Origin of the sequence: Proteiniphilum saccharofermentans (assembly GCF_900095135.1) — a bacterium.
GTDB classification, from domain to species: domain Bacteria; phylum Bacteroidota; class Bacteroidia; order Bacteroidales; family Dysgonomonadaceae; genus Proteiniphilum; species Proteiniphilum saccharofermentans.
Window position 1 is genome coordinate 2772930 of the sequence record NZ_LT605205.1, and the last position, 21672, is coordinate 2794601.

At 44.0% G+C, this 21672-nt stretch carries 13 protein-coding genes; 9 read left to right on the top strand and 4 right to left on the bottom strand.

The features are described from left to right. Position 1: 1 nt before the first annotated feature. The 5 genes from PSM36_RS10885 to PSM36_RS10905 all read left to right on the top strand — a co-directional run bounded on the left by PSM36_RS10885 (position 2) and on the right by PSM36_RS10905 (position 9618). The gene (locus PSM36_RS10885) at positions 2–1201 is read left to right on the top strand and encodes a glycosyltransferase WbsX family protein (protein WP_232001420.1); all 1200 of its coding nucleotides are present in this window, start codon (positions 2–4) and stop codon (positions 1199–1201) included. A 13-nt stretch (positions 1202–1214) separates the two neighbouring features. Beyond that, entirely contained in the window at positions 1215–4460 is a 3246-nt protein-coding gene (locus PSM36_RS10890) for a glycosyl hydrolase (RefSeq protein WP_083711024.1), read from the top strand. Between the two features lie 11 nt (positions 4461–4471). Beyond that, on the top strand, positions 4472–6502 hold the full coding sequence (locus PSM36_RS10895) for a glycoside hydrolase family 71/99 protein (RefSeq protein ID WP_232001421.1): 2031 nt from the start codon (positions 4472–4474) through the stop codon (positions 6500–6502). A gap of 104 nt (positions 6503–6606) precedes the next feature. Further along, positions 6607–7794, top strand: a complete 1188-nt coding sequence (locus tag PSM36_RS10900) for a glycosyltransferase WbsX family protein (protein WP_076930917.1) — start codon at positions 6607–6609, stop codon at positions 7792–7794. Between the two features lie 15 nt (positions 7795–7809). Continuing rightward, positions 7810–9618, top strand: a complete 1809-nt coding sequence (locus tag PSM36_RS10905; RefSeq protein WP_076930918.1) for a hypothetical protein — start codon at positions 7810–7812, stop codon at positions 9616–9618. Between the two features lie 191 nt (positions 9619–9809). On the opposite strand, the gene PSM36_RS10910 is transcribed toward PSM36_RS10905, so the two are convergent. Further along, a complete protein-coding gene (locus tag PSM36_RS10910; protein WP_232001422.1) occupies positions 9810–9929 on the bottom strand; it encodes a DUF4469 domain-containing protein in 120 nt (39 codons plus the stop codon). A 175-nt stretch (positions 9930–10104) separates the two neighbouring features. Here PSM36_RS10910 and PSM36_RS10915 point away from each other — a divergent pair, with 175 nt between their 5' ends. The 4 genes from PSM36_RS10915 to PSM36_RS10930 all read left to right on the top strand — a co-directional run bounded on the left by PSM36_RS10915 (position 10105) and on the right by PSM36_RS10930 (position 17146). Beyond that, a complete protein-coding gene (locus tag PSM36_RS10915; RefSeq protein ID WP_076930919.1) occupies positions 10105–11439 on the top strand; it encodes an IS5 family transposase in 1335 nt (444 codons plus the stop codon). Positions 11440–11600: 161 nt separating this feature from the next. Beyond that, positions 11601–12530, top strand: a complete 930-nt coding sequence (locus PSM36_RS10920; RefSeq protein ID WP_076930920.1) for an alpha/beta hydrolase — start codon at positions 11601–11603, stop codon at positions 12528–12530. A 3-nt stretch (positions 12531–12533) separates the two neighbouring features. Beyond that, complete coding sequence (locus PSM36_RS10925; protein ID WP_076930921.1) at positions 12534–14405, top strand: glycoside hydrolase family 127 protein; 1872 nt, start codon at positions 12534–12536, stop codon at positions 14403–14405. Positions 14406–14455: 50 nt separating this feature from the next. Continuing rightward, positions 14456–17146, top strand: coding sequence for an alpha-L-rhamnosidase (locus tag PSM36_RS10930; protein WP_076930922.1), 2691 nt, complete (start codon positions 14456–14458; stop codon positions 17144–17146). Positions 17147–17307: 161 nt separating this feature from the next. Here the strand turns inward: PSM36_RS10930 and PSM36_RS10935 are convergent, their stop codons facing one another. The 3 genes from PSM36_RS10935 to PSM36_RS10945 are packed head-to-tail and all read right to left on the bottom strand — an operon-like array spanning position 17308 to position 21667. Further along, positions 17308–18555 (bottom strand): MFS transporter, encoded by a 1248-nt coding sequence (locus tag PSM36_RS10935; RefSeq protein WP_076932206.1) that lies wholly within the window; start codon positions 18553–18555, stop codon positions 17308–17310. Positions 18556–18585: 30 nt separating this feature from the next. Next, positions 18586–20208, bottom strand: coding sequence for a sialidase family protein (locus PSM36_RS10940; RefSeq protein WP_076930923.1), 1623 nt, complete (start codon positions 20206–20208; stop codon positions 18586–18588). A 7-nt stretch (positions 20209–20215) separates the two neighbouring features. Continuing rightward, the gene (locus PSM36_RS10945; RefSeq protein WP_076930924.1) at positions 20216–21667 is read right to left on the bottom strand and encodes a RagB/SusD family nutrient uptake outer membrane protein; all 1452 of its coding nucleotides are present in this window, start codon (positions 21665–21667) and stop codon (positions 20216–20218) included. Positions 21668–21672: the final 5 nt, after the last annotated feature.

Consider the following 21672-nt stretch of genomic DNA (forward strand, 5'->3'; position numbering starts at 1 on the left):
TATGATGAATAAAAAACTCCTTCTTTCAGGATTACTGATTGTCACGGTATTTATTTTTTCGGCGTGTAAACATAGCTCCGGTAAAATCGACACAGAATCGGAATATATTGTGGCTGCTTTCTATTGGCCCGCATACCACTATGAGCCGCGCGCCGAGTTCCTTTTTCCCGACAGGAAAGGAGAATGGGAAATCATCTATAACGCCGTACCCAAAGAAGAAGGTCATCAACAGCCGAAAATTCCCCTATGGGGTTATCTTAATGAGGCTGATCCTACAGATATGGACAAGAAAATCACTGAAGCTGTCAATTACGATATTAATACTTTTATTTTCGACTGGTATTGGTACGATGGACAACCATTCCTGGAAAGTTGTATAAATGACGGTTTCCTAAAAGCCAATAACGGAAGGATGAACTTTTACCTGATGTGGGCCAATCATGACGCTACTACTTATTGGGACGTAGATAATCCCAAAATAGATTCCGTGATCTGGAAAGGAGGAGTCGACAGGGAACAGTTTGATATTGTGGTCGACCGCGTTATCAACCATTATTTTAAAGACCCCTCTTACCTGAAAATTAACGGTGAACCGGTTTTTTCAATCTATGAATTAAATACTTTAATAAACGGTTTAGGTGGAGCAGAGCAGACAAAAAAGGCTTTAGAACATTTTACCGAAAAGACCAAAGAAGCAGGATTTCCCGGACTACATCTGCAAAGTATCTTGTGGCAAGCATTACCAAATACAATTGAAGGAGTCCCGGGTGATACGATTAAAAGTCAGGATGAAGTACTCAGCTATTTCGGATTTAAGAGTCTGACCAATTATTGTTGGGCACACCTGCAAAACCCCGATGGAGACTATGAGGTATGGGGAGATGCTTCAACAGAGATGTGGGATCAATTTCACAATGATTTCTCAATGACCTATTTTCCGAATGTGACTGTCGGATGGGATGCCAATCCACGTTTTCTTTTCAAAGCAGGATATATAAACAATTCAACCCCACAGAAATTTAAAAGATATCTCTTGAAAGCGAAAAGTCACGTAGATCATTACAACATCGAACCCAAAATCATCACCATCAACGCATGGAATGAATGGTCAGAAGGCAGTTATCTGGAACCTGACACAATTTGGGAATACCAATATCTCGATGCAGTAAAAAACGTTTTTGGAACAATTGACAAAAGATAAATAAATTTATCCAATGAAAATCATTCATTATTTAACAGCAATAATCCTGATTTCCGCATTTTCGTGTACACAAAATGCGGAAATCAGATCGAAACAATTATCGGATGCGTTGGAGAGCGGATTCATTTCTCCCCCCGACTCCATTCAAACAAGTATCTACTGGTACTGGATTTCCGATAATATCTCTAAGGAAGGAGCCGTAAAAGATCTGCATGCGATGAAAGAGGCCGGTATTAACCGTGCGTTTATCGGGAATATCGGCATAGATGGACTTCCTTACGGTGAAGTGAAAATGCTCAGCGACGAATGGTGGGAAATTTTACATCTGGCATTAAAAACTGCCACAGAGTTAGGGATTGAGATTGGAATCTTTAATTCTCCCGGCTGGAGCCAGTCCGGAGGCCCATGGATCAAACCGGAAGAATCGATGAGATACCTTGCCTCCTCTGAGACAACATTACAAGGTCCACAGAAAATTGAACAACGATTGGAACAGCCAACGAAGTTATTCCAGGACGTAAAAGTAATCGCCTTTCCTGCTACAAAAAATGAAAATAGAGTGCTAACCCATCAAAATGCCGTTATACAATCAACTCCATCCATACCTGAACTCTCCAATATTACAGATGGAAACAACAAAACCGCGATCCGGTTCCCGGATGGAAATGAGTTCCATATCACATTCAAGTCACCACATCCTTTTACAGCAAGAAGCTTGACCATCCAAATAACGGAAACACCACTACGGGCGAAAGCAATCTTACAGGCAAAACTGCAGGACGGTGAATTGGAAACTATCTCCGAATTCGATATTAACCGGTCGAATCCATCCCTGAATGTAGGGTTCGAACCTTTTGCCCCGGTAGTTATTTCTTTTCCTGCAACCACCGCAACAGAATTCCGGCTCACATTCACAAACACCTATCCTCAGGCGGGATTGACTGAAGTTAAGTTAAGCAGTATCCCTCGCATAGAAAGATACAGCGAGAAAACATTGGCTAAAATGCATCCCACCCCACTACCCTATTGGGATGCCTATTTATGGCCTTCTCAACCGGAGGTGGACGATAAAAGCCTGATCATCCGGGAAGATAATATCCTCGATATCACCCAGTACTTATCAGCTGACGGTATTTTAACATGGGATGTTCCCGAGGGGAAATGGACCATTCTGCGTATGGGAATGACACCTACACGAGTAACCAATAGTCCCGCTTCTCCCGAAGCAACCGGACTGGAAGTCGACAAGATGAGCAGGAAGTGGATTGCAGAACATTTCGACCGGTTCATAGGAGAGATATTGAGAAGAATACCCGAAGTAGACCGGAAATCCTTCAAAGTAGTGGTACAGGACAGCTATGAAACGGGAGGTCAAAACTTCACCGATGATTTTCTGACAGAATTCAATGAGAGATATGGATATGATCCTGTTCCATATCTACCTACTTATAAAGGGTTTGTCATAAACAGCCAATTGGAATCGGACCGGTTCTTATGGGATATGAGAAGGATGGTAGCCGATAAGGTCGCCTATGACTATGTAGGAGGGCTGAGGGATGTAAGCCATCAACACGGGTTGACCACCTGGTTGGAAAATTACGGTCATTGGGGATTTCCGGGTGAGTTCCTGATGTACGGCGGGCAGTCTGACGAGATCGGAGGGGAATTCTGGAGCCAGGGAGAACTGGGAGATATTGAAAACCGTGCTGCCACTTCAGCCGGGCATATATATGGAAAAAATAAAATTTCAGCAGAATCCAATACATCGGGTGGTCCCGCCTATTCACGTCACCCTGCTATGATGAAACAACGAACCGACCGTTTTTTCGCGGAAGGGATCAACAATACGTTACTGCATGTTTATATCATGCAGCCTTATGAAGACAAAAATCCCGGAGTGAATGCATGGTTTGGCAACGAATTCGACCGGAAGAACAGATGGTTCTCTCAACTGGATCTATTCACGCAATATCTGAAAAGGAGTAACTTCATGTTACAGCAAGGGCTGAATGTCGCTGATGTGGCCTACTTCATCGGGGAAGATGCACCTAAAATGACAGGGATCGCAGATCCTCCTCTCCCGACAGGTTACCAGTTTGACTACATGAATGCTGAAGTGATTCTGAGAGATATGAAAGTCAAAGATGGGATGCTTACACTACCACACGGTACACAATACAGGGTACTTGTTTTACCGAAACTGGAAACGATGCGCCCTGAAGTGCTCAAAAAAATCAAAGAATTGATTTATGACGGAGCCGTAGTACTCGGTCCGATGCCCAATCGCTCACCAAGCCTCCGGAATCAACCGGGAGCAGACAAGCAGGTACAGACAATGGCCACAGAACTATGGGATGAAGTTGATGGAGTAAATGCTACTTACAGACAATATGGGAAAGGGATGATTATAAACGGACTTACACTGGAAGAGACATTTGAAATGATCCAGCTCCCACCCGATTGCAGATTGCCGGAAGACAACTCCATTCATTACGGGCATAGATCAATGGGAGATATTGATATTTACTTTATCTCTAATCAGACAGGAGAGAAGAAGGTTATTCATCCTGAATTCAGGGTAACAGGAAAACAACCTGAACTGTGGGAAGCAACCTCCGGATCAATCCGCATTCTTCCTGCTTTTGAGATAAAAGAACATTCCACCTCCCTGCCCATCAAACTGGCTCCTTATGAAAGTGTTTTTGTCGTATTTAGAAATAAAGCCGGAAAAAGTGGCCAGACGAATATTGTAGATAATTACCCTGCACCTGAAATCATCGAGGAGTTGAAAGGCCCATGGAGTGTTTCTTTTGATCCTCTATTAAGAGGTCCTGCCGAACCGGTGATCTTTGAGACACTTCATGACTGGACCACTTCAGCGAATGAGTCAATTAAATATTACTCAGGGACAGCATACTATACAATCCATTTCTCCGTTTCGGAAGTAAAAGAGAATGAAGTGATCGAGGTCGACCTGGGAAATCTGACTTCGATGGCAAAAGTGAAAGTAAATGACACTTATGTAGGTGGAGTTTGGACTTACCCCTACAAACTCGATATCTCCGATTTCGCAAAACCCGGAAAGAATAAGCTGGTAATCGAGGTGGTCAACAACTGGATGAATCGCCTGATCGGTGACCAAAATCTTCCTGAAACGCAGAGAGAAACATGGTGTTTCGTAAATCCATATAATGCGAAGAGTCCGTTACAACCATCCGGTCTTTTCGGGCCTGTAACCATTCAGTCGGTAAAGTATTGAGGATGTCGAATATGCAAATAATCAAATTTATTACTCTAATTCTCTCGCTTCCGGTGATCCTTTTATCGTGTGGAGTCTCACAAGAGAACAGGGATGGCTCCACGGAAGAGAGTTACTACAGAGACCTCTTTTCCGACACATGGGTAGCCACCGATGCTATTGGCCGGGAGATGCCCGGCCATCAGGAAGTAGGTGATGTAAAAAAAGATCAAAGAAGGGTGGTCGGTATCTTCTATATAACGTGGCATACACAGGGACTGGCAAATCTGGAACAACCCTATAATGCAGATGTAACCAAAATATTGAAGAAAGATCCCTCTGCCCGAATCAAAGCAGACCACCCGCTATGGTACACCAATTCCTATCATTGGGGAGAACCGGAAATGGGCTACTTCCTGAGTCAGGACGACTATGTGATCCGCAAGGATATGTCGATGCTCGCAGACGCCGGAGTGGACGTACTTATCATGGATGTAACAAATGCGGTCAGATACTGGGATGAGTGGGATGTCACTTTCCGTATCATGCAGGAGATGAAAAAAGAGGGAAACAAAGTACCCCAATTCGCATTCTGGTCTTTTAACGGTCCCTCTATCACAGTAGTACAAGACCTCTATGACAAGGTTTACAAAGAGGGCAAATACAGTGACCTCTGGTTTTACTGGGATGGCAAGCCCCTGCTGCTCTACAATGGAACACCGTCGCTCGATGCGAACAGAGGAGGAATCCAGCACCCTAATCCCCATTATGACCCTGCTGCAGCCACAGATCCCGATCATCCTCATTATCAGGATCCTGATTATGCGGAGGAGTTTTATCAGGATTATACCAATGAAGTGAAAGAGTTTTTCACCCTGCGGACAATGTGGTGGGGATACTATGAATGGGGCGGGAAACGTTTTATCGGTACTGAAGACAACTGGAGTTTCGGTTACAGTATGGCGGATCAGCGTATAAAGAGTCTTCCCCCCGAACAACTTCTCTCATTGCATAACGGCAAAAGGGAACAGGCGGCAGTCACCACAGCACAGCATCCCGTTACCATGACCGATGAAAATATGGGAGTAGGAAAATCATGGTCCAGAGAGTTTGGCCAGCCTGAACTCAATGAACAGGACATGCCCAAATCGGCGTATGTCCCATGGTTGGGGAAAGAGGTTGAAAACCCGACAGATTACGGCATCTATTTTCAGGAAAGATGGGATGAAGCACTTGAAGCCAATCCCGAATTTCTCTATATCAACGACTGGAATGAATGGACTGCCGGAAAATATCAACCCGATGGCGGAGGGACCATTTCCTGGCTGGGCAGAGACAACCCCTTCTTTTTTGTAGACCAGTACAATGCCGAATTTAATCGTGGCATTCAACCGATGAAAGGAGGTTATACCGATAACTACTACATGCAAATGGCACAGAATATCAGGAGGTATAAGGGTGTACGTCCTATCCCTGAACAAAAAGGATTTGATAGGATCGTGATCGATGGAAATTTCAGTGATTGGGGAAAGATCAGAAATGAATTCAGGGATACCAGGGGAGATACCTATCACAGAGATGCCATAGGGTATGCCGGGATCAGGTATGTCAACAACTCGGGCAGGAATGATATCATTACCGGTAAGGCCGCAGTTGGCAAAGAGAATATCTACTTCTACGTGGAAACGGCGGAACCTCTTACTCCACATACAGATAAGAACTGGATGCTTTTACTGATAGATGCAGACAACGACTCCAAGACTGGATGGTATGGCTATGATTATCTGGTTAATCAAAACGTGAAGGGTGAAAATATGACAACACTGATGAAATATGACGGTCAACAGTGGATCGAAACCGGTGACCTTACTTACCACTACACAGGTAACCAAATGGAGATTGAAATTCCCCGCCGCCTGCTGAATATCAGTCAGGATCAACTTGTAATTGATTTTAAATGGAGTGATAATCCGGAAGAACTGGCAGATCCTATCTCTTTCTGCCTGAACGGGGATACCGCACCTAACAGAAGGTTCAATTACCGGTTGATATGGAAAAAATAAAACAATCATATAAAACACTCATAAGATACAAGTTCACACGAGACTATGATTAAAAAATATCTTATGTCTTGATTCTTGGTTCTTGAGTCTATTTTTTTAATTGTATGAAACATTTTTCTCAGATCTTTATCCTTTTTACAGCGATTGTTTTCCTCTCTTCCTGTTCGGAGAATAAAAAACAAAACGTAAAAGAGAGCGATTACACAATTGCAGCCTTTTACTGGCCTGCCTATCATTATGAGCCACGATCGGAATTCCTTTTCCCGGAGAAAACCGGTGAATGGGAAATCATCCGCAATGCCGTCCCAAAAGAGGAAAGGCATCAACAACCCAAGGTGCCGCTCTGGGGATATCTCGATGAAGCAAATCCCAAAGATATGGACTTGAAAATCTCCACAGCACTCGAATACGGTGTAAATACATTTATTTTCGACTGGTATTGGTTCGAAAAGGCACCTTTTCTTGAAAGTTGCATCAACGATGGTTTTCTTAAAGCGAACAATGACCGGATGAACTTCTATCTTATGTGGGCCAATCACGATGCCACCACCTACTGGGACGTAAACAATCCTCGTGTAGACTCGGTTTACTGGGATGGAGAAGTGGACAGGGAGCAGTTTGATATAATAGTGGACCGGGTGATCTCCAACTATTTCAAAGAACCATCCTATTTTAAAATCGATGGCGAGCCGGTCTTCTGTATCTATGAGTTGAACACACTGATCAATGGACTGGGAGGACCGGAAAAGACAAAAGAAGCACTTGACTATTTCAGGCAAAAAACCGTGGAAGCCGGTTTCCCCGGACTTCATCTACAAAGTATTTTATGGGAAGCGCTACCCTCCACCATTGAAGGTGTTCCCGGTGATCCGATCAAAAGTCAGGATGATGTACTGAGTTATTTCGGTTTTAAGAGCCTGACAAACTATTGTTGGGCACACCTTCAAAATCCGGATGGAGATTACGAGGTATGGGGGGATGCTTCCACTGATATGTGGGGCGGATTTAGAGATCAGTTCTCCATGACTTACTATCCCAACATCACCGTAAGCTGGGATGCCAATCCCCGATTCCCTTTCAAGGCAGGGTATATCAATAACTCAACTCCTCAGAAATTTGAGAAGTACCTGATAAAAGCCAGGAATTATGTCGACGAGAACGCTATTAAGCCGAAAATTATCACCATCAATGCATGGAATGAATGGTCTGAAGGAAGTTACCTGGAACCTGACATCACATGGGGATACGGTTATCTGGAAGCAGTAAGAAATGTATTCGGCAGTGCCAATTAACTTTTATTTAATCGTATGAAATCGATATACTTCTTTTTTCTATTTTTCCTCGCAATTCTCACTTTGAGCAGTTCCGACAGAAAGAATGATCCTGTGGTGCACACCCCTCTCCTTTCCAAACAGGAAACGAAAACAATAGATCTTATTCAACCGTTGGCAGGATGTGATGAGTTAGGCAGAATACTTCCGGAACATGAGGAAGTAGGTGATATCAGGGGAAACAGGAATGTTGGTATGTTTTATTTCCTCTGGCAGGGAGATAATGCCTCTAAAACATCAGAACAAAAATGGGATCTAAGTAAGATCATTCCCTGTCACCCGGAAGTACTCGAAAAAGGGGATCACGAAAACTGGGGATCACGTCAGAGAGGACGTTATTATTTCTGGGGAGAACCGATTTATGGCTACTACAGGGGAGATGATTACTGGGTACATCTGAGAAATATGCAGTTATTGACCGATGCACAAGTAGACTTCCTGATAATTGACGCTACAAACACACTCATCTATGAAGAGCAATCGGATGCTTTGATGAGGGCCATTCGAACTCTTCAACAACAGGGCAGGAATCCGCCCAAAATAGTCTATTACACCAATACAGAATCGGGAAAAACAATGCAAAAGATTTATGATGCATTTTATCGATCGGACGCACCAATCCGATATCCTGAAACTTGGTACTATATGGAAGGAAAACCCCTTATCATCGGGAGGACCAAAGAGGTCGACGGAAAAGAGTTCCAACCCTTTTTTACTTTTAGGGAATCACAATGGCCCAATGAACCAATCCAGGATAACGGATGGCCATGGATTGATTTTATCAGGCCGCAGCATGTATACAAAAACCGGAGGGGAGAAAGGGAAATCATCAATGTGTCGGTATGCCAGCACCCTGATCCGGGAGCGGGAATGGGGGGGTCTGCTTTTTATGGCAACAAGAACAATTGGGGACGTAGTTATCGAAATGGCAACCCGGGTAATCCGGAAAAGGATATTCTCTACGGATATAATTTTCAGGAACAGTGGGATTATGCCCTTCAACAGGATGTTCCATTTGTGTTTATCACCGGATGGAACGAGTGGATAGCCGGAAGATGGGGCAGCACGGATGGAAATCCGGAGCACTCCTACTTCTGCGACCAGGCTGATCCGGAATACAGCAGAGACATAGAACCCACAATGACAGCCGGATTAAAAGACAACTACTATATGCAGATGGTGGCAAACATCCGGAAATACAAGGGTATGAATCCTGTACAAAAAGCCGGTAACGAAAAGAGTATCAAAGGATGGAACGACTGGGAAGAAGTTACCCCGGTCTATACAGACTATAAAGAGGACACTGAAAAAAGAGATCATCCATCGGCAGTAATCAATCCTCATATCCAATACACTAACACCACCGGCAGAAATGATTTCACAATACTGAAAGTAGCAAGAGACCGAAAAACGATCTATTTTCTTGCAGAGACTGCCAAACCGATTATCAATAGTAATGACGAACAGTGGATGAGGCTCTATATCAACAGCGACAGAGATCACACTACCGGATGGATGGGATATGACTTTAGAATCAATGCGGGAACAAACTTGCAACAATATACCAATGGACAATGGAAGACAATCAGTAAAGTCACAGTCAAAACGGAAGGAAACAAACTTTTGTATAGTTTTCCCTTGAAAATAATTTCCGGCCGCAAAGGTGAACTCAATTTTGAATTTAAATGGTCTGACAATATGCAAACCGAAGATCCGATGGATTGGTATCTCAATGGCGATGTGGCGCCCGAAGGACGATTTAATTATATATATCAGACGAAGTAAATCAGGTAAAGACAGAATAAAGTAAAATAGATTTGTAAGAGATATTCATAAGCGAAGTAATAGTTGTTTCCGACATAGTCATGAATAATGATGCCTTTACCGCCCGTTATAGGAGGCATTGTCCGCCCGTCCAATGGTGTGTTGACCGCCCGTCCAACGAGGTGTTGGACGGGCGGTCAACATGAAGTTGGCTACTCAACTGTCAGCATCTTGTCAAAAGTGACGGCGCGGGGCTCCTTTAACAGCTGCCCGGGGGTAAATTGCGTCACCACTTCCAGGCGGTACTCCCCGGCCGGCAGGTCGGGGATCACGATGATAAGCTCCGATTTAATTCGTTTATTACCGGGTATCTGAGACCCATATCAAAATACTTAGTCGACCCTTAAAAAGCATTCAATAGTCTATAATACAGTAAAATAGTAGATATTTTCCTTGGTTATATCTGCAAGTTTTCGTAAATTTGAGATATAAATCTTGCAGAAAATCATGCTGGCAAAACAACAAGACCGTTCACAACACTCATTGTTCTTTTCACTGGAAAGCACATTGAATCATAAGCACCCGCTATTCATTCTGGCCAATAAAATTGATTGGGAGATGTTTGAAAGAGAGTTCTCACCCCTGTATTGTCCCGATAACGGACGTCCGGCGAAGCCCATTCGCCTGATGGTGGGATTATTGATCCTGAAACACATCCGAGATCTCTCGGATGAAAGCGTGGTGGAACAATGGAGTGAAAACAATTACTACCAGTATTTTTGTGGTGAACAGGAATTCCAACCTCGTGTTCCTTGTGAAGCGTCAGAACTGGTTCATTTCCGTCACCGCATCGGCAAAGAGGGTATTGAGCTGATCTTAAGGGAGAGCATCCGTATCAATGGTAAAGACTCGAACGACAAGGACGTTTACATCGACACCACTGTCCAGGAGAAAAATATCACCTTCCCCACGGATGACAAACTGGCAAAGAAGATTATCAAGAGGTGCTGGAAGATAGCAGACAGGAACAGTTTGGATTTGCGCCAAAGTTACAGGCGAATCCTGAAAGATCTTTCCTACGATCAGCGCTTCCGAAATCACCCACGAAACAAGGGTAAAGCCAGGAAAGCGGATAAGAAAGTGAGAACCATAGCCGGACGGCTGGTACGCGATGTGGAAAGGAAGCTGGGTACCATGGTTGATGGTTACCGGAATGAACTGGACCTGTACAAGCGGGTACTGGCCCAGAAGAAGAAAGACAAGAACAAGATTTATTCACTGCACGAGGTGGATGTGCAATGCATCAGCAAGGGGAAAGAGCATAAACTGTACGAGTTTGGAAACAAGGTATCCATCACACGAACCGGCAGCGGTGTAATTGTTGGAGCACTGAGTTTTAGAAATGAATTTGACGGGCACACGCTAGACAAGGCTATCGAGCAAGTGGAGAAGTTGACTGAAAGAAAACCCCGAAACGGTATCTGCGACAGGGGGTACCGGGGAAGAAGTAAAGTCAGGGATACACTCATCCACATCCCCAAATCCTTTTCAAAGGCTCTAAGCACCTATAGGAAGAATAAAGAGAGAAAGTACTTCCGCAAGCGGGCAGGTATTGAGCCGGTAATCGGACACCTGAAAGAAGATCACCGTCTCTCCCGCAATTACTACAAGGGAATCACCGGGGATGAGATCAATGTTATGCTCGCAGCTGCCGGATTCAACTTCAAAAGGATGATGAACAAGTGGAAGTCATCTTTTTGGCTCTTCCTTGAAAAGATAATTGTGTTCCTGAACAGGCAACTTCACCCCATCAGGGACAGTATAATTTTACAAACCATATAAAAATGGGCTTTTTAAGGCTCGACTACTTAGTTTTATATCATTATGACAGGGTTATAGAATAGAAAAAATATTTATTTTTGTAAAACTGGATCGTAAAGCCAGAAAAATTACTAATAAAGATTTTGCTTTATCCAAAAAACACAATTAAACAGTATATAACAATGACAATTTACCGGGATCTGCTTATCGTTCTATTTTTTGGGTTTTGCCTTATGGTAAAGGGACAGGAATTGTTGCCGCAACAGGGACAGGAGTTTCTATTGTATGATAAAACAGATGAGATCATCGCAGAGGAGCATATCTATGATCGGGGAAATAACCTGATCATCACTAAAGTAACCAATCCTTCGTTGACACCTTTCATACCATCTGATGGAAATATGGATAAAGCAGCCGTGATTATCTGTCCCGGTGGTGGATATCAAACCCTGCATATCCAACGGGAAGGATTCAGGGTTGCGGAGGCTTTCAGCAAGCAGGGAATTGCGGCATTTGTCCTCAAATACCGTTTACCGGATGAAGACATAGTAACGGATAAATCGTTCATACCCTTAAAAGATGCCCAACGCGCCATCCAACTCGTGCGTGAAAATGCTGAACAATGGGGTATCGCTTCCGACAGAATCGGTATAATGGGGTTTTCAGCCGGAGGACACCTGGCCTCCTCTGCCGGAGTACATTATGATTCCACACTGGTTGAGAACAAACGGAATACAAACCTAAAACCCGATTTTATGATTCTCGTCTATCCGGTGATCAGTTTCAATGATAGTATCGGACATGTCGGCTCAAAAGATCATTTGCTGGGACAACATCCCGGGCAAAATTCGGTGAAATTCTTCTCCAACGAATTACAAGTGAATAGAGATACCCCTAAAACCATTCTCTTTCATGCCGGAGACGATACGGTTGTTCCGGTGGAAAATAGTCTTCGTTTCTATAATAAATTACTTCAAAATAGTATACCGGCCGAAATACATATTTATTCCAAAGGGGAACATGGTTTTGGGAGTACTCCATCCTTCGAGGATTGGTTCAATCAATGTGTCCGCTGGATGAAGGTAGAACAATTACATTCTATAAACAGGTGAAATATGAAACACGTAATAACTATTCTGCTATTTCTGTCTGCTCAATTCGTTTGTCCCCAAACAACCGTGAAAAGCACAGTACACGATAAGTTAACCCCTGTAACTTCTGCCAAAATAAACCGGCATGCAGGAGAGAAATTCAACGTGTCCTATCAGAACCGTATTCTTGCTCAGGATGTACACACGCTTGTTCATCCGTTTACCGTCAGAGATGAGCACCGTTGCTGGCAGAGCGAATTCTGGGGGAAATGGCTTACATCGGCTGTACTCGCCTATCAATACAACCCTACCCCGGTTCTTGCCGATAAATTGAAAGAAGCCGTCGAAGAATTAATAAAAACACAGACTCCCGACGGATATATCGGAAATTATGCGCCCGAAAGCCGGTTGCAAGCATGGGATATCTGGGGAAGAAAATACTGCCTGCTCGGTCTGATCGCCTATTACGACACCTTCAAAGATCGCACGGCATTACAGGCAGCAACCAAACAGGCTGATTGCCTGATCCGGGAACTCACCGAAAGAAATGCAAAAATTGTAAGACTGGGTAGTCATCGCGGTATGGCAGCATCTTCCGTCCTTGAACCTATATGTCAATTATATGTTCGTACCGGAGACAAAAAATACCTGGATTTCGCCGAAGAAATTATCAGGGAATGGGAAACACCGGACGGTCCCCAATTGCTTTCCAAAGCAGATATTCCTATCGGCAAGCGCTTCCCTAAACCTGACAGGAATAATTGGTACGGATGGGACCAGGGACAAAAAGCATACGAAATGATGTCCTGTTACGAAGGATTACTTGAACTGTACCGCCTGACGGGGAAAGAGGAATACAAAAAAGCTGCCGGGAAAACCTGGCAAAGTATTATGGATACGGAACTGAATATTGCCGGTTCCGGCTCCGCAATGGAAGCATGGTTCTCCGGTAAAGAACTGCAGACAATGCCGATAGAGCATTACCAGGAAACCTGTGTTACTGTAACCTGGCTTAAATTCAATCAGCAATTGCTCCGTCTGACCGGGGAAGCCAAATATGCCGACGCAATCGAACAGACCTTTTACAATGCGCTTTTGGGATCGATGCGCCCTGATGGGTCGGACTGGGCAAAATATACTCCCTTGTACGGTCAACGATTAAAAGGATCGGAACAATGTGGCATGGGTTTGAATTGCTGTAATGCGAGCGGGCCGAGAGGATTATTTACAATCCCTTTAACCGCAGTGATGAATTCTGAGAAAGGACCCTATATCAATTTCTACCTGGATGGCTCATATGAGTTAAAGACACCGGCAAACCGACCGGTCACATTGCACCAAAAAACGGATTATCCCTTGTCGGGGCAAATTGACATTCAATTGCAGCTTCAAAAAGAGGAAAAAATGGATATCGCTCTCAGGATTCCCTCATGGAGTGAAAAATCCATTGTCACTGTAAATGGTACTCCGGTAGAAAACGTTGTTCCGGGCGAATATCTTATCCTCAACAGAACATGGAAAAACAACGATGAAATTTCAATCGGGTTCGAAATGAAAGGAAAAATTCATACCATGCACACTAATCCAACCTATATAGCTATCACGAGAGGACCAATCGTGCTGTCCAGAGATGAAAGACTAAAAGGTGCGGCATTAGAGGCAATACTCAGACCTGTTGTAAATGAAGATAAATATATCGATTTAACACAGAAAAATTATTCCGGCAAGGATATCTGGATGGTATTTTCAGCTAAATTTATTCCGGAATCATATGCAGAATATGGCGCTGAACCGGTAGGAACGGAACTCTGTGACTATGCTTCGGCAGGAAATGCCATGATGACTTATCCTTTCTTTAAAGTTTGGATGCCGCAGCTATATGACCCGAGAAAATAGATAATCTGACATATATTCATTTGAAAATCTTTCAATAAAAATTTGTAATCATGATATTAACCCACAAATACTCCCAATTGGCAATTCTAAGTATCCTCTTAATCTTCACTTTGGGATGTACCCATTCGGACAGATTTTCCATATCTGACCTTACCTGTGAAAGTTTAAAAGATCCTTTGGGGATTAACACGCTCCATCCCCGGTTTAACTGGAAAAACAATTCCAACCGCCAGGGAGCCATTCAAACGGCATATCAGATCTTAGTGGCCGACGATATCCAAAAGCTGAATGAAAAAGACGCTGATGTATGGAATTCCGGAAAAATAACCTCCTCATCGAATATATGGGTTGAGTATGCAGGAAAACCGCTTCACCCCGGACAACTCCTGTTCTGGAAAGTACGTGTTTGGGACGAGAACGGAAATGAATCATCATGGAGCAAACCGGCCCGATTCGGTGTCGGGTTGCTTGACAAGAACGATTGGACGGCTTCTTATATCGGATATCCTTCTGAAAAGGGTTTTTATAGTTGTCCGCAACTGAGAAAAACATTTTCTCTCAATAAAACGGATAAAAAGGGAGCATACCTTTTGCATGTAAATTCGCTCGGATATCACGAAGTTTTCATGAACGGAAAGAAAGTGGGCGAAGATGTATTATCGCCGGCAGTATCCCAGTTTGACAAGCGTTCCCTGATTGTGACATACGATGTGACGCCTTTCCTGAAAACAGGGAAGAACGATCTGGTCATCTGGCTGGGGAGCGGCTGGTATACCGAAGGGTTACCGGGGGTTGCAGGCAACGGCCCTGTTGTAAGGGCACAGATGGAACATGTTCACAAAGGAACCAGTGAAACTGTGTTATATACCGATGCTTCCTGGGTGGGGAGAGAAAGCGAATATAGCCGTATCAGCGACTGGATGACGGGAAGATACGGAGGCGAAACCGTTTCCGGTAATCTGGAAACACAGCATATAGTTTTTGAAGCGCCGGATGAATTGAAATGGGGAGAAATTGCGATTGCTGAAATACCGGAGCATGAAGTAACTCCTCAGACAGTTGAACCCAACAGGATCATGGAAACCATACAGCCTGCCAAAATAGAAAAACTCAATGACAGTACTTTTCTGGTGGATATGGGTAAGTGCCTCACCGGATGGTTCGAAATAACTTTTCCCGATCTGGAAAAATCACAGGAAATTGTCATGGAGTATGCCGATCATCTGGATAATAACGGAGGATTGGCAAAACAAGGACAAACGGATAAATATATTGCATCGGGCACTGGAACAGAATATTTCATCAACAAATTCAATTACCATGGCTTTCGCTATGTAAAAATCTCTAACCTCAAACAGATACCCCAATTAACAGATATAAAAGCCCATCTTATTCATACCGATTTTGAATTTACGTCTACATTTGAATGTTCGGATGAAGATCTGAACCGTATCCACGATATGATTGCCTATACGCTCCGTTGTGTGGGACTTGGCGGATACCTGGTGGATTGTCCACAGATTGAAAGATTAGGGTACGGAGGGGATGGAAATGCATCCACCGTAACGGCTCAAACAATGTTTCATCTAGCCCCACTCTATAATAATTGGCTTCAGGCATGGGAAGATGTGATTCGTGAAGACGGCAGTATGCCTCACACGGCGCCTAATCCTTACGCAGCAGGAGGAGGACCCTATTGGTGTGGATTTATTATTTCCGCTTCATGGAACACCTATCAGCATTATGGTGACCGAAAGGTATTGGAAAAATATTATCCTGTAATGCAAAAATGGCTGGGATATGTCGATCAATACAGTGTAGACGGATTACTAAAAAGATGGCCTGACACCGACTACAGGAACTGGTATCTGGGAGATTGGGCCACACCGGAGGGAGTCGGCAATCCTGTTAATACAGATGAAAGATCGGTCGATCTGGTAAATAACTGTTATATTTCCGTCTGTCTCAGTCAGATGGAGAATATAGCCGGAGTACTGGGAAAAACCGAAGAAGCCAGATATTATTCCGGTAAGAGAGCGCAATTGAACAATATAATTCATGAAACCTTCTTTGATGCGCAACAGGGTTATTATGCCACCGGATCGCAGATCGATATTATTTTCCCGATGCTTGCCGGTGTGGCTCCTGTAGAATTAAAAGACGGTCTTACAAATACATTGATAGAGCGGACAATAAAAGAGTATGACGGGCACCTGAATACCGGACTTGTCGGCATACCGGTCATGATGGAATGGGCAGCAAAAGCGAATCAGCCCGATTTTATCTACTCCATGTTGAAGAAGAAAACATATCCCGGATATTTGTACATGCTGGAACAGGGAGCCAACACCACCTGGGAGCATTGGGCAGGGGATAGAAGCCGGATACATAACTGTTTTAACGGTGTAGGACAATGGTTCTATCATGCCATAGGAGGAATTCGTTCCCTTCCCGGAAAACAGGCTTACAGTGAATTTCTGGTAGATCCTCAAATTCCGGAAGGCGTCACCTGGGCCAAAACAACACAGGAGACACCGTACGGAAAAATAGGTGTTCATTGGGAACTCCATAATGAAACGATGACTATGGAAGTGGAAGTGCCTGTCGGTTCAATCGCAAAACTGATTTCCCCCGAATCCGCCATCAGTACCCGGATAAATCAGGAAGTAATTACGGATCAATCCGATACTATCTCCCTTAAAAGTGGAAAATATTTTATAGAATATTCTTCTAAACGATAAGAGAAAGTGTCATAAATAATTATAACTACGTGAATTCGACGTAAGACCGTCATAGCTTAGGTCGAACTCACGTTATAACTACAAAAGTTTTCTATAATCAAAAAACGGTCCGGACTGATCAGAAAATCAACCCGGACCGTTTTTGATCAGTTAATATAACCTTACTGGTAGGTGTATTCTTTTTTCGGTTTCAGGAATACAAGCAGGATAACAATAGCTGCCAACACAATAACTGCCAGTTTGCTGAAATCAGCGCCCAGATGGCCCGCATCCATGGAACTTCCCAGAATACGGGTAATGGCATATCCACCGAAAACGCCCGCCATATTCATGATGCCGTATGCCGTTGCCCTGTATTTAGGTGAAATGATCTGACAAAGTATAGGCATATTATTGGCATCGAACATACCAAAACCAATACCGAAAAGCATTGCCGCACCGATAAGACTGATATAACTATGCCCGAATCCCAACAGGATCAGTGAGGGAATAGTCAATCCCAATCCGATCACACTGGTATATACCCTCCCCCGGATATTCTTCTGCACCCACCTGTCGGACATAGGACCACCGATCATCACCCCGATAAACGATGCCACAGCAATGGAAATGGTGGCAATAGGGCCTGCCTGAGCCATAGGAACACCCAGGTTTGCCGTAAATAGTGTCGGCAACCAGTTTTTTGTCGCCCATCCGGGTAAACTCGGCGCCATAAAATAGAATAACATCACCCAGAAGGAGGCTGTGGCAAATAATACCGCAAATCCTTTCCATACAGGTTCTTTTTTCACTTTTATGCCCTGATCTGTTTCCGGAAGAGCAATCGCATTCCCATGTCCCTTCTTTTCATGAAGGAAAAACACCAGTAATACCGCATATAGAATACCAATAATCCCGAACCAGTGAAAAACGGTATGCCATGAGTAAGTAGCCGCAATAGTCGCTCCAAATCCCCCGAGAGCCTGTCCGGCATACAATCCGGTCATATGGATACCTACCGCAAGCGAGCGAGTTTTATCGGAATGGTAGTCGGCGATCATGGCGAGTCCCGCCGGGATATACAACGCTTCACTCACCCCCATGAAAGCACGTAACCAATATACCTGTTCAAAGGTCTGTGCTATTCCCATACCATACGTTACCGTCGACCAGGTAAAAAGACTACCTACGATCAGCCATTTCCGGTTAATCCGGTCGGCAATGGCTCCCGCAAACGGACTGACCAGTCCGTAAATAAGCAGGAAAATTCCCATCAACCTCCCGAAATTTTCAGCTATAGCCAATTCTGCGATATCCATCTGCATGGAGGATTGCAGTGTCGACAGCATCTGCCTGTCAAGATAATTCAGCAATGCCACCATCCATAACAGTCCCACTACGATCCAGGGATATATTTTACTATTTTGAATCTTCATCGTGATATAACCGATTCTCTATGATTATTGGATCTCCTTTAATGAAACGGTTTGAAAAACCATATCGGCCTGGCTGCTCTCATAAAGGATACCGATAGTGGAATCATTTACCGATGTAATACAGGAATATCCCCGTCCGTTATATTCATCCAGCAGGATATGTTTATCTTCCGGCCATGTATTGCCATCATCATAGCTGACTTTCAACGTAATATTGTCACGCCGTGACACAGAAGCAGGATTGACAAACAACAGCACAGATTTCTCAACACCATTTTCGTGATATGCATGCTTATGCAGGCTTGCCATACAGGTAGGTTCTATGAGCGCTTTCCGGGAAGTGGGATGTTCCGTCCATGTATCTCCCAGGTCGGTAGTTGTGGCGATAGTCCGTCCGTTCACCTCTTCGTTTCCCCGGTTACGGTTATCCCGCATATTCAGCATAACCGACCCGTCGGATAATTGCACAGCCATACATTCGGTAGTATTTTTATGTGCGGGATTACCGGTCGTCCATGTTTTTCCACTGTCTTTGCTCCAGGTGATATTGGAAAACGGTTCACCCGTCTCGTCCCGTCCCTGTGTCGGGAATACCAATGTACCATCCGCCAGAGTGATTCCATGCCCCGGTGCAGGAGCAAACAGCCACCATTCTTTTTTCTTGATAGGGGTAATATTCACCGGCCCGCTCCAGGTTAATCCGTCATCGGTACTCTTCGTGATCAGGAATTGCGATGTTTCCTTTACACCGAATCCGGGTTGGGAACCTTTTGCCTGCCACTGGTGGATCCATCGGGTACTATCTTCGGTCATCCCTTCTACCCACTTCCCGGTCTCTCGGTCGAGTACGCCATGCATCCAAAGACCGGCTATATAGATATCACCGGTATTGTCATCCACCAGAATGCAGGCGTCGCTTACTCCGTTATACTTCTCCGGTAAACCACCCCATTCGTTCATATCCAACACGATCTGCATCGGATTCCATGTCCGGCCTCCGTCGGTACTTCGATTCAATCCTATGTCGATATGTCCCTGCAGGTCCCTCGCACTTTCATACCGGGCATCATAAATTGCCAGTAACGTTCCATTCTTCGATGTGGCCAATCCCGGAATACGCGAGGTATGCACACCATCCTGCATATGCCGGCGCACCGCCACACCCACTCTGAGGCTCTGTGTATCCACAGCAGGAATATGTACTTTTCCAATATCCGTTGAAATGCTCTTACATTGCACCTTAATCCTGTGTGTCAGATCTATATTTTCTTTTAAAGTAACAGACACCCAGAATATAAGCGTATCTTCAGTAACGTTGAAATTATCTTTAAACGTAACGACAGACGCAGGGGGTTGTGCTTCCCCTATAAGCATATCGGTAGCAAAACGCCCTTCCTCGTCGGATTTAAAGAGTGATATCTGCCCGATATCGTTCAAATCGGTCGTCCCTTCCAGTGAAATGACAATTTTCTGCAGTGAGTAATCTTCCGGTTGTTGCCGGATCACTTCAACTTTCAGTACAGGATTGGCATCCTTTCCCGTTAACACCGGGAGAACGGGACTATTGATCCCAACCTCTACATTATCGTCATATCCACATGACTGGAACAAGATTATTACAAATAATAGGGTAACTATTTTTTTCATACTTCACTTATTTATCGTATCCAGGTGTTTGTGTAAGATTCGGATTTCTGTTAATAGATGCCTGAGCGATCGGCCATAGCAATACATTCAATTCATTCTCACGTCCTTCCAGATAGGAATTTTTTTCAAAAGCTACACCGAAACGAATGTAATCCCACCAAAGCTTTCCTTCTGCGGCAAATTCTTTCAGTCGTTCATTCAATATAGCCTCTTCAATTGCGGTGGAAGATAATCCGGATGCATAAAAATCTTTTATCCCATAGGCTCTTTCAGCAATTTTATTCAGTGCAACGAGTGCACCGGCCAAATCCTGTTTCGCCAGTTTTATCTCGGCATCGAACAACAAAGCATCGGCATAACGATACACAATTATATCCGAATCAAAGATCCGTGTTCCATTCGTCCATTCACCGGCAAATTTATTGATCCACTGAAATGTTGCATTCTTCGGCTCATCGAAATAAGTTTCAAAACTCACTTCCGTCCTCTGATCCCTCTCATCTTCCGAAAGGACTGCTTTATATTCTTCCGTATAGAAACACCATTGCTGATGACTTCCTACTTTTACGGGATTTTCGATAGCTTTCTCCGAAACATATTGTGAGGGAACAAGATAATCGGCTGGATAACCACCCGTATATTCATCTTTGATATAACTCCAGGCGAAAATGATCTCTTTTCCCATCTCATTTTCAAAAACAGCAGAGAACGTTTCTTCCAGACCATAGGAGGAATTGCCCAATACAGCAGTAATAGCTGTAGCTGCTGCATCCAGGTTAGCTTGCCCTCCGTTCCTTACCTTATACATCCACAGGTTGTAATCGGCCTTCAGCATATTAATGGAACCTGCTGAAGCAAGATTCCTGTCTGTTATAGCTGACGGCACCAACGACAATGCCTGTGCTATATCATCGTTTACCTGTTGAAACACTTTATCTGCCGGATCTCGTTCAGGAAAAAGCCCATCCTGTTTATCGGATTCAAAGCCATCCAGTAATACCGGAGCATCTCCCCATACACGGCCTATCCAGTAATAACAGAAAGCCCTCACATAATAAGCATTCGCCAATACTTTATTTTTAGCTTCTTCACTGTTAAAGGCAATATCCGGTGTATATCTGAGGATCAGGTTTGCCTGATTGATGGTAGTGTACAGATCTTCCCAGTTTGCATATCCGTGATTGGTAGGTATCTGGTTTTGATAAACCTGATCACGAGCGGTCTGTCCGGTCAATCCGTCACCCCACAATCCTGTGCGGTATTCTCCCCAATACATATAACCCTGGGAAAAAGTCGATCTGAATTTATTATATAAACCATACATGGCAGAGGTAGCATCTCCTTCATCCTGCCACATTGAATTTGCTGATACTTCACTTTTTTGTTGAATATCCAGATCGGCGTGACAAGCAGTCAGTACCGCAAAAATCGTCAATAGTAGTATCGTTTTAAGTCTCATAATTT